The organism is Hyphobacterium sp. SN044 (assembly GCF_021864465.1).
GTDB lineage: Bacteria > Pseudomonadota > Alphaproteobacteria > Caulobacterales > Maricaulaceae > Hyphobacterium.
In genome coordinates, this window is record NZ_JAKKUV010000002.1 from 116896 (window position 1) to 130385 (window position 13490).

9 protein-coding genes and 1 tRNA gene are annotated in these 13490 nt (G+C 62.5%); 3 read left to right on the top strand and 7 right to left on the bottom strand.

Going from position 1 to position 13490, the window contains the following annotated elements; all coding sequences use genetic code 11:
- Positions 1-15: 15 nt before the first annotated feature.
- From L5876_RS03450 to L5876_RS03470, 5 genes are all read right to left on the bottom strand, one after another.
- The gene (locus tag L5876_RS03450; RefSeq protein ID WP_236954690.1) at positions 16-897 is read right to left on the bottom strand and encodes a helix-turn-helix domain-containing protein; all 882 of its coding nucleotides are present in this window, start codon (positions 895-897) and stop codon (positions 16-18) included.
- Between the two features lie 211 nt (positions 898-1108).
- Positions 1109-1909, bottom strand: coding sequence for an SDR family oxidoreductase (locus L5876_RS03455; protein WP_236954691.1), 801 nt, complete (start codon positions 1907-1909; stop codon positions 1109-1111).
- 107 nt (positions 1910-2016) lie between these two features.
- Positions 2017-2529 carry a curlin-associated protein gene (locus L5876_RS03460; protein WP_236954692.1) on the bottom strand — a complete coding sequence of 171 codons (513 nt, stop codon included), beginning with the start codon at positions 2527-2529 and terminating at the stop codon, positions 2017-2019.
- 201 nt (positions 2530-2730) lie between these two features.
- The gene (locus tag L5876_RS03465) at positions 2731-3288 is read right to left on the bottom strand and encodes a hypothetical protein (RefSeq protein WP_236954693.1); all 558 of its coding nucleotides are present in this window, start codon (positions 3286-3288) and stop codon (positions 2731-2733) included.
- Between the two features lie 122 nt (positions 3289-3410).
- A tRNA-Ser gene (locus tag L5876_RS03470) sits at positions 3411-3503 on the bottom strand.
- Between the two features lie 234 nt (positions 3504-3737).
- Here L5876_RS03470 and L5876_RS03475 point away from each other — a divergent pair.
- Positions 3738-4907 carry a cache domain-containing protein gene (locus tag L5876_RS03475; RefSeq protein ID WP_236954694.1) on the top strand — a complete coding sequence of 390 codons (1170 nt, stop codon included), beginning with the start codon at positions 3738-3740 and terminating at the stop codon, positions 4905-4907.
- Positions 4908-4989: 82 nt separating this feature from the next.
- Positions 4990-6819, top strand: a complete 1830-nt coding sequence (typA, locus tag L5876_RS03480) for a translational GTPase TypA (protein ID WP_236954695.1) — start codon at positions 4990-4992, stop codon at positions 6817-6819.
- On the opposite strand, the gene L5876_RS03485 is transcribed toward typA, so the two are convergent.
- Together L5876_RS03485 and L5876_RS03490 are read right to left on the bottom strand one after the other, a co-directional pair.
- The gene (locus L5876_RS03485) at positions 6820-7191 is read right to left on the bottom strand and encodes a VOC family protein (protein ID WP_236954696.1); all 372 of its coding nucleotides are present in this window, start codon (positions 7189-7191) and stop codon (positions 6820-6822) included.
- Positions 7192-7203: 12 nt separating this feature from the next.
- Entirely contained in the window at positions 7204-9078 is a 1875-nt protein-coding gene (locus tag L5876_RS03490; protein WP_236954697.1) for a M28 family metallopeptidase, read from the bottom strand.
- 174 nt (positions 9079-9252) lie between these two features.
- On the opposite strand from L5876_RS03490, the gene L5876_RS03495 reads away from it, so the two are divergent.
- On the top strand, positions 9253-13485 hold the full coding sequence (locus tag L5876_RS03495) for an Ig-like domain-containing protein (protein WP_236954698.1): 4233 nt from the start codon (positions 9253-9255) through the stop codon (positions 13483-13485).
- Positions 13486-13490: the final 5 nt, after the last annotated feature.

Sequence of the window (13490 nt, forward strand, 5' to 3'; positions counted from 1 at the left end):
GGGTCCGCAACGCCGTCAGAGATCAGGGCCTTCGACCACGAAGGGCGTGAAGCGCGGATGCGGCTTCGTTCCCTCAACCCGGACGGCGAGGCGCCGCATGGCCTGACGGGAGTCCTCGTTTTCAGGCAGTGCGACTGCAAGCCGGTAACCGGGGTAGAGAGGTTCGGTATAGGAAGCAGCGACCCGCAGTTCGAGTGTCGGGATGCGCAGTGAGATGCGTTCGTCTCCGATGGTGATATGCAGTGGAATCACCTGCGGTGCCGCCGCGAGGGAACTCGGCTGCGACCACTCGCTGCGTATGCCCTTGTAGGTCCGCACCTTTCTGAGCAACGCGTCGAACGTCTCCGGTTGGCGCAGACGGTCGCGCACCATCGCCTGGATCAGGGCTTCGGCGTAGGGTTCCCAGTCCCGGGCAATGCTGCGCGTTCCCTTCGGGTGGAGGCTCGCGAGAATGAAACTGAACAGACCGTCGTCCCAGACCTCGTCGAGATCGGCAGCAACCGCGAAGATTTCGGCGGCGCTGCGGTTCATGCGAACCACGCGGCTTCGCGTATCGAGTATGGCGGCTGGGGCCGGCATACTGCCCGCCAGAACCTGATTGGCCCAGCGAATGAACAGCTCGCTCGCATCATGTGTCGGCTCGGGATTCGGGTAGGCCTCGGCATAGCCGGCCAGCGCGAGCAACCGGTTGGTATCCAGCGGCTTCATACCCAACGCGCCAGCGAGACGCAGCACGAGCTCACGGCCGGGGTTGGCACGACCGTTCTCGATGAAGTTGAGATGCCGGGTCGAGCATTCGACGCGCGAAGCCAGCGCGCGCTGACTCACACGCTCGCGTGTCCGCCATTGGCGAAGCAGCGTCCCGAATCCGGGACCGCTCGTCATGCCCTTGCTCATGTGTATTCCCTGTCCGGGTACGGTGATTACCCGAAACGTAACAACATGGCGACCGGCAATTGAGCGAGAGCTGGATTATGGTGCAAATCATGCGGTCGCTCCGGGTGGGTTCGAGCACTCACCACCACCCTTCGAATCCGGTACCGGGGCGGCACTTGCCCGGCTTGTCCGCGCGCAATCAGGGAGCCGGCGTTCGGGGGGACGCCGGCTCTTATTGCGCGGATCGCGAAAGCCGCACCATCCGGGACCAGTAGCTGTCTGGAAATATTCGTTCGATCAGCGCGGCCATCCGCGCATCGCGGCCGACCAGGACGCGGCGCTTGCGCTGCTCGACCCCCCGCAGGATGACCTCGGCGGCCTCGTCCGGAGGCATTTTAAGGAAGGCGTTCATCCGGTCCCGGTCTTCCTGCGCATCATTTATGCCGGCGGGCAGGCGGGCATCGTCGGCGATCGAGGTCCGGACGCCGCCCGGATGCACGGTCATCACGCGGACGCTCGTTCCGGCGAGTTCGTGACGCAGGGAATCGGAAAACCCGCGCAAGCCGTACTTGCTCGCGCAATACGCCGTCTGGCCGGCTGGAGCGATCAGGCCGAACAGGCTCGAAATGTTGACGATGACGGCCTCCGGGGCCGCGCGCAGGATCGGCAGCAAGGTCCGGGTCATTCGGATCGGGCCGAGCAGATTGATCGACAGAAGCCAGTCGAAATCGGCTTCGGGGACCGTCTCGAAGTCTCCGCCAACGGCGACACCGGCATTGTTGAACAACAGGCTCGGCGATCCGTTCAGCCGCGGCGGCAGGCTGGCGCATGCGGCAGCATCCGCGACGTCCACCTGAAGCGATTGCACCGATGCCCGCCCGTTGAGTTCCTGCGAAACCCGGTCGAGCCTGTCCGGGTCGATATCCGTCAGGATCAGGGCGGTACCGCGTGTGTGCAGCGCATTGGCCAGCGCGCGGCCGATGCCGCTGCCGGCTCCCGTGATCAGTGCGGTGTGCTGCGTCCAGTCCATCATCGCCCCCCCATCGAACGGAGGCGACGATAGTGTGGGTATTGGCCAAAGCGAAACGCCCGGTGCATGGCACCGGGCGTTCGACGGCCCCCCAGCCGATCTGGTGCGGACTAGTGCTCGCCCTGGATGACGAGGGTCACATTGCCGCGGCCCGACTGGCGGACATTGGCGTTGTTGCCATTACCCACCTGGATCACGCCCGACATATTGTGGCTGCCGGACTGGGTGGTCACCGCCGTGTTGTTCGAGCCCATCTGGTAGACGCCCGATTCGTTGCGGTAGCCCGACTGATAGGTGTCGGCGTAGTTGTTGTAGCCGTCCTGGCCGACAACCGCGCTGTTGCGGCGGCCATTCTGGTCGATCACGGCTCCGTTGTAGGCACCGTTCTGATAGGCGGTCGTGCCGTTGCCCGTGCCGTCCTGATAGATGGTGACCCACTGCTGGCGGCCATTCTGATCAACGACCATCACGTTGCGATAGCCGCTCTGGCGACCGCCAACCTCGTTGCCGACGCCGCGCTGATCGACGCGGACCTGGTTGCGATACTGCGCGTCAGCGATTTCGGTCGTGCCGAGGATCGAAACCACAGCGGCGGCGCCTGCGATGAAAAGACGAATGTTCATGTCTGTCTCCGTTTCGTTGGGCCGGACGCTTCGTTGCGTCGCCGGCTGTGTTCGTGTGTAGCGGGCTGTCGATGAGGCGATGCTGAGCGGCGGGTTCATTTTCGCGTCATTTACAGGAGAGTTTTCAAACGCTTGATCCAGAAAGCAAAAACGCCCGGGGCTGGCCCGGGCGTTTTGCATTGGAAGGTGAGGTCTACCGGTTCAGTACCAGGGGGTCCGGGTCGGGGTCCCGTGCTGGGCCCGGCGCGCCGCGAGACGGCCCCCGAAAGGAAGGGGCACGTTTTCGTAGCGGTAGTCGCTCTGGCGGCAGACGAGCCGACCCGACGAGTCGCGGACTTCGAAATCAACGAGGAGGCGGGCATCGTCCCCGTAAACGCCGTCGCGAAGTTCGCTCATCGTACGGCGCGGCGCATCGGGGCGGCCGTTGATCGGCGAGTTGGCGTCGTTGACATAGGTGGTCGAAAGCAAGGTGCTCACCACGGTGGTCGGATATCCGCCCCGGCCGGAAAATCCGCCCGAGAGGTTGGCGAGGACGGCATTGCCCGGTGTGGCCGAACGGACGAGCAGCGAGTAGGTGCCGGAATAGCCCGGCGCGACGACCGCGCTCAACATGCCGCCATTGGGTTCACCCTGAAACGTGACCGAGCACCGGTCACCGCCGAAATCGGACGCGTGGGCCGGGGCACCCGCGACGGCGATGAAGGCCGCTGCGGCCGCTGCAGCCGTGGAAAGGCTGGAAAGAAGGGCTTGGGTCTTCATCGCTTGTCTCCTGGGTTGGACGAAGGATGAAGCGGTTCTGACATGCCCGCGGTGAGCCGATGCTGAGCCCGCCGTTCAGGTGGCGTTTAGGTGAGGCGCGGATGGCCTGAGGCAAACGGGTCTGGCGGAGAGGATGGGATTCGAACCCACGGTACGGCTTTTGACCGTACAACGGTTTAGCAAACCGCCGCCTTCGACCTCTCGGCCACCTCTCCGGCAGGTGCGTTCCTTACCCAATGCCGGGGGCGATAATCAAGCGATAGCTGCGGTTGGCGGACGGAGCCGTTCGCTGCAATCCGCGGTTCACGGTGAAATCTTTGTTTACGCCTCCCGATTATGTTCGCCCTGAACAAAAGCCCGGCAAGGGTGTGGTGGTGAACAATATGGTATCTCGTGGAACGCCCGGATTTTTGTCCGGGATCCTTCTTATCGTTTCGGTTGCTCTGCTCGTGGGGCTCGTTGTCGCGGGCGGCATCTTCATGCTGACCCGGCACAATGGGCAGGCTTGGGCGCTGCAGTCTGCCGAGCGCGTGATTGCCGAACAGGCGGAAACGCAAACCCGTCTGTTCGAAGATATCCGCATCGACCACGAGGCTGCGGACTCGGTGCTCATGCAGCGCTTCGCCTCGCTCGAGGGCATCGATGTCGATCGGGCATTCAACCGGCTGTTTCCGCTGCGCGACGACGGCACCCGCAGGAGCGCTCCGGAATTCTTCGACGGCTACCGCACCGATGGCGGAGCTTTCGTTGAAGGCATGGGGGCGTTCATCCAGCGCGGGGAGGGGCTGAGCGAAGCCGAAAAGCGGCTGCTTATCGCCGCCTTCCAGACGGTTCATGAATTCGGCGCCGGCATGCGCGGACGTGTCGACAACTTCTATTTCTTCACGCCGGGCAATTCGCTGGTGATCTATGCGCCGACCCGGGATGATCGCCTCGAATTCTACCGCGAGACCGCGCCGGCCGATTTCGACCTGCAAGCGCTCGAGTTTGCCGCGATGATGCGCCCCGAGAATAACGGTCCCGGCGTGATGGCGTGCACGGGTCTTGAAAATGTCGTGTATCAGCGCGGGGGGCCGGCGGTCTCAAGTGCTTGCGGCTCCCCTGTGCGGTCGCGCGGTGAGCATCTCGGTGCCTTCGGGAATTCGATCTATCTGCATACTTGGCTGACCCAGGCTGTTCTGGAGGCACAGGAAGGCACCACGAGCTTCGTGCTCGACGCCAACGGCGATGTGATCGCGCATCAAAGCCTGATGACGCTCGATACGCTTACGCCGGAAGCGATTTCCGCGGCCAATGCAGAGGTGGATGCGGCCGACATCCGGTCGACCATCGCGGCAGACGGACGGGATCATGGAGCCCTGATCCACAACGGTCAGGTCGTGTCCTTCGTGCAGATCGATGCGCCAGGCTGGTATTACGTCAATGTGCGCCCCGCAACGGCGATCGTCGCGCGAGCCTTGCGTTTTTCGGCGCTGGCCGGTGTGATCGCGGCGCTGATGATATTGATCGGTGCGTTCGGGCTCGCCGCTACGGCACTGCGCCTCCGGACTCATGCCGCCCGCGCGATGGCGGGCCTTTTCGAAGACGCCCAGGGCGACGAGGAACCGGCTCTGCGATAATGCACGGCGGAGTTTGCTGGCCATAAGGGGCAGACGCCTGTAATAGGGCGCCGCCTCTTCCCCCGCCGGAGCTTCGCATCCCATGTCCGTTTCCGCAGATCGTTTGCGCAATATCGCCATCGTCGCGCACGTCGACCACGGCAAGACCACGCTGGTCGACCAGCTGCTGAAGCAGTCGGGGACGCTCGGGGAGCGTGCCGAAGTGTCCGAACGGATGATGGATTCCAACGACCTGGAAAAGGAACGCGGGATCACCATCCTGGCCAAGAACACGGCCGTGACCTGGGGCGACTGGCGCATCAACATCATCGACACACCCGGCCACGCCGACTTTGGCGGCGAGGTCGAACGGGTTCTGTCCATGGCCGATTCGGTGCTTCTGCTGGTCGATGCCGTCGACGGCCCGATGCCGCAGACCGCGTTCGTGACCCGCAAGGCGCTGGAACGCGGCCTCAATCCCATCGTGGTCGTGAACAAGGTTGACCGGCCGGGCGCCCGCCCGGACTGGGTGGTCGACCAGACGTTCGACCTGTTCGACCGTCTTGGTGCGACCGACGAACAGCTCGACTTCCCCGTCGTCTATGCGTCGGCGCTGCAGGGCTGGGCCAGCCTCGACAGCGAGGCGCGGGGCGGCGACATGAACCCGCTGTTCCAGATGATTGTCGATCGCTGCCCGCCTCCGCCTGTTGATGTAAACGGTCCGCTCCAGCTCCAGGTCTCCGCGCTCGACTATTCCAGCTATACCGGCGTGATCGGCATCGGCCGGATTCGCCGTGGCTCCCTGTCGCGCAACCAGACCGTCACCGTGATCGGATCGGACGGGAAAACCCGTAAGGGCAAGGTTCTGCAGGTGTTCGGGTTTCACGGGCTGGAACGCGTGGAAATGCCGTCGGCGAGCGCCGGAGATATCGTGACCTTTACCGGCCTCGATCCACTGAGCATCTCCGACACGCTGTGCGATCCGGAAAAGGTCGAGGCGCTACCGCCGCTGACGGTGGACGAGCCGACCATCGCGATGACCTTCCAGGTGAACGATTCCCCGTTCGCCGGCCGGGAAGGCAAGTTCGTCACCAGCCGCAATATCAAGGACCGGCTCGACCGCGAGTTGATCCACAATGTGGCGCTGCGCGTTCAGCAGCTCGACGATGCCGACAAGTTCCGCGTTTCGGGCCGCGGCGAGCTGCACCTGTCGGTGCTGATCGAAACGATGCGCCGCGAAGGGTTCGAACTGGCGATCTCGCGTCCGCGCGTCGTGACCAAAGAAGTCGATGGCGAAATCCATGAGCCGTGGGAGACGCTGGTCGTCGACCTGCCGGAAGAAAGCCAGGGCGCGATCATGGAAAAGCTCGGCGAACGCCGCGGCGAGCTGAAGAACATGGTGCCCGACGGTCAGGGGCGTGTGCGCCTCGACTACAATATTCCGACGCGCGGCCTGATCGGCTTCCGGTCGGAATTCATGACGGCGACGTCCGGCGCGGGCCTGATGTATCACACGTTCGACCGTTTCGCCCCGCGTACGCCGGGCGAAATCGGGCAGCGCCACAATGGTGCACTGATCTCGATGGTCGATGGCAAGGCGCTGGCCTACGCGATCTGGAATCTGCAGGAGCGCGGCCGGATGTTCATCGGCCATGCGACGGATGTCTATGAAGGCATGGTGCTGGGCATCCACAGCCGCGACAACGACCTCGCCGTGAACCCGACCAAGGGCAAGCAGCTGACCAATATCCGTGCCGCCGGCGCGGACGAGGCGGTCGTGCTGACGCCGCCGATCCGGGTCACCCTCGAATTCGCGCTCGAATTCATCAATGACGACGAGCTTGTCGAGGTGACGCCGAAATCGATCCGGATCCGCAAGCGCTGGCTGAAAGAGCATGAGCGCAAGAAGGCGAGCCGGGCGGCCGAAGCCTGATCAGGCCATATCGATGAAGACGATGCGGTGGCCGTCCGGGTCGCGGAAGGCGAAATAGCGCCGTCCGTCATCGGACCAGCCAAGGCTTTCCTCGATCTCGAGTTGATCGCTGAGCAGGCCATAGAGTCCGCTCGCATTGTCGACGCGGATCGTCACGGTCGCCTCACCGCGCGGATCGCCCCCGGGCTCGATTTCCTCGACAAGGCGAAGATGAGCGTCATTCTTTGACAGGAGCGCCTCGGTCGGCCCGACTTCCGGCCAGATATCGACCGTCCGGAATCCGAGCCGGGTCGCATAGAAGTCGAGTGACCGCTGGAGGTCCCCGACCGGCAATTGCGGCGCGGCGGACTTGATATCCGTCAGATCCGCCACGCCGCTGCTCCGCTATTGCTCGCCGTTTTCGCCTGTATCGCTCTCGCCGGCCGCGCCGTCGCCGACATTCATCATGGCATCGCGAAGGGCGCGGAATTCATTGCCCTCATACCAGTTCGGCCAGTCGCTGGAATTGGCGATGCGTTGACCAACTTCGCCCATCAGCCGGGCGTCGCGGGCGAGGGCCTCGAAGTCCCAGTCGTAGGAGAATTCGTCGTCGAAGTTGTGATATGCGCGAGCCCGGTAGGCGCCGTCGATTTCCTCACCGAAGGCCGCCCCGTATTCGACGTGGGTCGAACCCCCGTCCGCGTAGAGCATCGGCACGCCGAGCTTGGCCAGCGAGATGTGATCGGAACGGTAGAAATAGCCGGCGGCAGGATTGGGGTCCGGCGCAACGGTGCGGTCCTGTTCCGCGGCGGCGTCTGCGAGGATGTCCTCGAGTTCCGACGAACCGTAGCCGATCACGACAACGTCGCTCGTCGGTCCGGTCGGCAGCATGCCGTCCATATTGATGCCGCCCACGATCTGGTTCAGCGGCACGAGGGGGTTCTCGCCGAAATAGGCCGAGCCAAGCAGGCCCGATTCCTCGAGCGTGACGGCCACGAAGAGGGCGCTGCGCTCTGCCGGGTTGGCGGCCATCATCTCGGCGATTTCCATCACTGCGGCCGTGCCGGTCGCATTGTCGACGGCACCGTTATAGATGCCGTCCGCGCTGTTGAGCGTGACCGTTTCGCCGAGATGGTCCCAGTGCGCCATGTAGAGAACGTATTCGTCGGGCCGCTGCGTGCCCGGAACGACGCCGGCCACATTGCGGGATTCCAGGCGATTGATCTCGGTGTCGAAGGCCGCATTGAGCACTGCGCCTTCCATCGGCACGGCTTCGAAGCCGCGCTCGTGTGCCGCTGCGGTCAGCGCATCGAAATCAAGACCCGTGGCTTCGAACAGACGCCGCGCAACATTTTCGGTGATCCAGCCTTCGAGCGCCGCCCGGTCGTTCGCCGTTTCGGTCTCGAGATCGTACTGGGCGCCCTGCCAGGATCCGGCAACGACGTGCCAGCCATAGCTGGCCGGCTCGGTCTGGTGGATGATGATGGCGCCTTCGGCACCCTGACGCATCGCCTCCTCGTACTTGTAGGTCCAGCGCCCGTAATAGGTCATGGCATTGCCGTTGAAGAGTTCCGGATCGCCAGTGGCGTAACCCGGGTCATTGACCAGGATGACGGCGGTGCGGCCTGTCATGTCGAGGCCTTCATAGTCGTTCCAGCCGTATTCCGGCGCGACGATGCCGTAACCGACGAAAACAAGGTCGGAGGCGTCGATCTCCTGGCGGCCATTCAGGCGCTTCGTCCAGAAGACCACGTCATTGCCCATTTCCAGACCCATGGCCTCGCCATCGACGGCGATGTCGAATTCGGCCGAGGCGGTATCAAGCGTGGCTTCCACGAGCGGCACGCGCTGGTAATAGCTTCCGTCGTCGCCGGCCGGTTCCAACCCCATGCGGGCGAACTCGTCGGCGATCCACTGACTCGCGGCGCGCCCTCCGGGCGTGGAGGGTGCGCGGCCGGCGAATTCGTCCGAGGCCAGCGTCTGGATGCGCCACGCCATGTCCGGCCCGCTGATCGCCAGCGCCGTGTCACAAGATGCAGGACGGGACGTGTCGGTGTTGGCCAATGCCTCATCGCTGAAGGGCATGGGCGGGTTGTCGCTGCCGCGGCCTTCGTAAAGCGCCGCACAGCTGCCATCGTCTGCCATTGCCATGTCGGTCGCGTCATTCATGGCCGCGTCGGCGGTTTCATCAGCCGCCGGGTCAACATCGCCCACGGGTTCCGAACAGGCGGCGAGCGCCGCGCCGGTCATCAGCGCTGCGAGAAAGATACGGGTCGTCATCGAATTGCCTCCCACCCCGCATTGCTGCGGTGGCCCTTTGTCAAACGTTCGGCGCTATCCTGCATTTCACCGGACGCGGCGCAACCGGTCTCGGTCCGGCAGCAGATTTCCGATTGTTTTCCTGCCCTTGATCGCTCAAGGTTGCATCAAGAGGTTGTGGGCTGGAAATCTGAAATGATGCGTCTTTATGTTGCAAGCGTGCTGACCCTGTTGGGCAGCGCGGTCCTGACAGGTCCGGCAGCGGCGCTGGACCCGCCCGTCGCGCAGGATGATCATTTCGAGATGACGGAACAACAACCCTTGTCCGGCAATCTGTTCGTGGACAACGGGAATGGGCCGGATACGGATCCGGATGGAGATGAATTTCACGTCAGATCAGTTCGTCACGTACGGTCAGAACAGATCGATGAACCCATTGATATTCAACTGACGCGCATACCCGACAACACGAGTGGTCCGTTCGAGAGCTACGTCAGCTTTGATGCGCATCCGAACGGGGACTTCGATCTCTATCAACATCCGTCGTCAAACCTGCTTTCAGCCGGCGTAAGGGTCTACGGCCGTTTCCAGTACTATGTCAGCGAAATGCCGATTGCCGATTCAATCACGGCGCCTTTCGGAAGCAATGTCGACTTCGGCTATAATGTCCAAGGCGTGCACGAACTCGGTGACGTCAACGGTGATGGCCGAGACGATATTGCTGTGCGCTATCAGGAGCCGATTTACCGCAGTTCGCCGCAGAGCCGTACGGCCGTGATTTTCAACAATGGCCGTTTCGACGCCGCGGAAGATTTTGACTTCGCATCGCTCAACGGGTCGAACGGATTCCGGATTTTTGCGCCCGGTTCCGGTGAATTTCGGGTCTTCAGCGTTGGCGACCTCGACGACGATGGTCACGCCGACATCTTCGTACAGCGGCAGGCCGAGTCTCGAATTCGATATGGCGCAAGTTCGAACCCTTCCGACTGGAGTTTGACCGATTCGGCAGCCCCCGGCGCTATCTTCGCGATCGTCGATAGTGCGCCCGGAGGGCAGCCAGGTGCTCCCGCCGCTGGAGCAGGCGATATCAATGGCGACGGATTCAACGACCTCGCAGTCGTTACGAGGCGGACCAGAGACGACAACACAACGACGATGGTTTTGGTCATCGTCTACGGAACCGGCAGCCGGTGGATTGGCGAACTGGATCTGGCGGAGATCGACGGAACAAACGGAGCGCTAATCGACCTCGAGAGCACCGCTTCTGCCTGGCCGATTTTCTGGCTCGACGACTTCAACGGTGACGGTCGCAGCGACCTTTATTTCGCACGGTCTCAGGAAGATATTCCCGATGGCAGGGAAGGGGCCGTGTATGTGTTGTTCGGCCAGCCAACCGATCTCCCGGGCAATATGACGCCGAGTTATTTCGACGGGTCGGGTGGAATGCGCATCGTGGGAGGAGGGCGAACCTACGCCGTTGGCTATTTTGCCCTTCCTGCGGGAGATATGAATGGCGACGGTCTGTCTGACATCGCGTTCAGCAATTATATTCGATCACCCTACGAGCCGGTGCGATTCAATGTGGTATTCGGTTCCGATACACCGCAGGCCAGCGGGAGTGTCGTAGTTTCCGACGCCGTAACAGCCGGAGGGTTCACGTTCTGGATTCAGGACGGCTACGTGAACTGGCCGCTGATCAACGCTGACATCGCCACCGATATCAACGGGGATGGCTACGACGATTTTCTTGTGTCCATGAACAGAGATATCGAAGAAGAACCAACCGATATCGTTATGGCCATCATGGGCAGGGATGACTGGTCCGGAACATACGAGCTGGCCGAGCTCCCTGCCGCAAGCACGTTGGCATTTTTCGGCTCACCGCGGCCTGGAGAAGAATCGTGTTCGGTAAGCCAAACGACCCCAATCGGTGACGTCGACTCGGACGGATTCCAAGATTTTGTCACCAGTGGGACCTGGTCAACCGACGCGTCTCGCGCCTGTGTGTTGTATGGGGGTATAGAGAATTTCGGCCGGCCACTCGACCTCTCTGTGCAAGAGGCAGAGGTATTTATCACGCTGACGGGGGAGAATTCGCCGCCAGTCGCGTCTGATGTTGTGCTTTCGACGCATGAAGATGCGATCGTTCAAGGCAGTGTTTTCAGTGTAACGGCTGATCCGGATCGCGATGACCGCGTATTCGTGTCCGCAATAGACAATGTTCGTTCGCGAGTTGACCGATGGTATGAACTACCGGCAGGCGGGCGTCTGCAGGTGACTTCGTCAGGTGCCATCATTTTTGATCCGGACGGCGATTTCCAGTCACTTCGCGTCGGGGAGCGATCCGAACAAGCCGTTAGCTTCACGATCACCAGCACGGACGGATTCTCGGATCAGGGCACGCTCACACTGACCGTCAGCGGGCGCGATGGAATTGACCTTCGCCCGGATCTTTTCGTCGCGAGCCCCCAGTCGAACCTGAACGGCAATTTCTTTGCGGACAACGGAAACGGAAGCGACACCGCTGACGACACGCTTGTGCTGACGGGGATGGTGCTTGACGGACGGGCTAGGAGCCCCGGGACGCCCTATCTGTTGCAGAGCGGATCAACGATCCAGTTTGAGACCAATGGCAGTTTCCAATACACGCCATCGCCTCAGCAAGCGATGCCGGGCGCGGTCGCCGAGACGTTTACCTATTCTGCCCGCGCGGCGAACGCATCGTCACAGACTACCGCATCGTTTGCGGTTCGCGGGATCTCGGACACCCGTCACACCATTTCGCTGACGGTGAGCGGACCGGCAGGAGCGGTCGCGCGTGTCCGTGAACCCGAGTTGCGCTGCTATGGAGACTGCACCTTCGAAGTGTTCGCGGGCACGTCGATTAGGATCTCTGCTGACACTTATCGAGCCAATGATGGCTTTTATGCCAGCCTTTCAGACTGGGGCGGCCGTTGTGACGGTGTCGTGATTCAGAATTGCCAGTTTATCGCGAACGCGTCACACGCCGTCTCCGCTCAGTTCAATTATACGTTATACGGCCCAACGTCGATCTATTCAGCCACCTTGCCGGGGGCTCGTTCCGGTGTCGTCGGTGGAAGTCCGATCACCGTGTTCGCGTCGGTCGCGAATGCCAATCGCAATACCGCATATGGTTGTTCCTTCGGTAGCAATTACGAGCCGCAGTTTTCCTACCAGGAAACCGACGCCGCCAATAACGCCGTCGGAGACGCAAACCCGTATTTCGATATAGCGCCTGGCGCATCGCGCAGCTTCGTTCTGGCCTATTCGCCCCGCGTGGCGTTTTCTCCACGAGCGTTCTACCCCAGCGTTGTCTGCGGGAATGGAGTCGAAGCGGCACCGGCCCCCGGGGTAAACTCAATCTTCCTTTCTGCCTCGGAAACACCGACGCCCGATATTCTGTCGATTGCTGCGACTCCCTCTGGCGATGGTGTGATCCGCATCCTGACGCCGGGCGGGCGACGCTTCATGAGCGCTGCGGCCGTGAATATCGGGGCCGGAGATGCTGCTCCTGATGGTGTTGACGGAGCTTTGGCCAACGAAGCGACCATTACCGTCACTGCGGACACGGGGGCGACCGTCCTGCCGCTTGATGTCACGGTTTGCGAGACCGGAAGTGACGGCCGCTGCCTTGAGCCGGCCGGTACAGAAGTCGTGACCCAGATCGGAGACAGCGCGAAGACGTTTGCGGTGTTCGTCCAGGCGTCATCCGATGCCGGAATTGCCTTCGACCCTGCCAACAGCCGGGTTTACCTGCGCTTCAGGGATGCTGGCGGCGTGGTACGCAGCGTGACTAGTGCCGCAGTGATCGCCCCGGCACCCGCCAATGACTTCGAGGGCGCGGAAGGATTCTGGAGCCTTGGAATTGTCGGGCGCGACGAGACGGGAGCTCCCGCACATTCGAGCGCCTGGCTGCTGGCGCATTCAGATGGCCGCGCGTCCCTGATCCGCGGCGAAGACGTCACGACGCTGCGGTGGCAGATTGTCGGCAATGCCGTCCGGTTTATGGATGCGGACGGGGCGTTGGTCATGGAAGGGCGGCTCGAAGAGAGCCTGTCGCTCCGCCTGCTTTCCGCTTCCGGCGAGCGCATCAATGGTGTGCATTCCGGCTTGATGCGGCCTGCGCTGGATCTGAGCGAAGGGCACTATGTCCTGTCCGGCTCCGTGGCGCGCACGCTCACCGTGTCTGAGAGCGGCGAGATCCGATTTGCCGGCAGCGGTTGCGTGGTGTCCGCCGCGCCCGCGAACGACCGGATAGAGGCGTCGGTTTCTGGATGCGATCAGGCGGGCCGCGGCGAAATGATCGTGTTCGACCATGCTGACGCCGAGACAGGCGAAATCGCTCGCTCTCTGGCGATCATCACGGATGCTGGCGGATTTCGGGGACGGGTCGAGGTGGCGCAGTAAGCGCC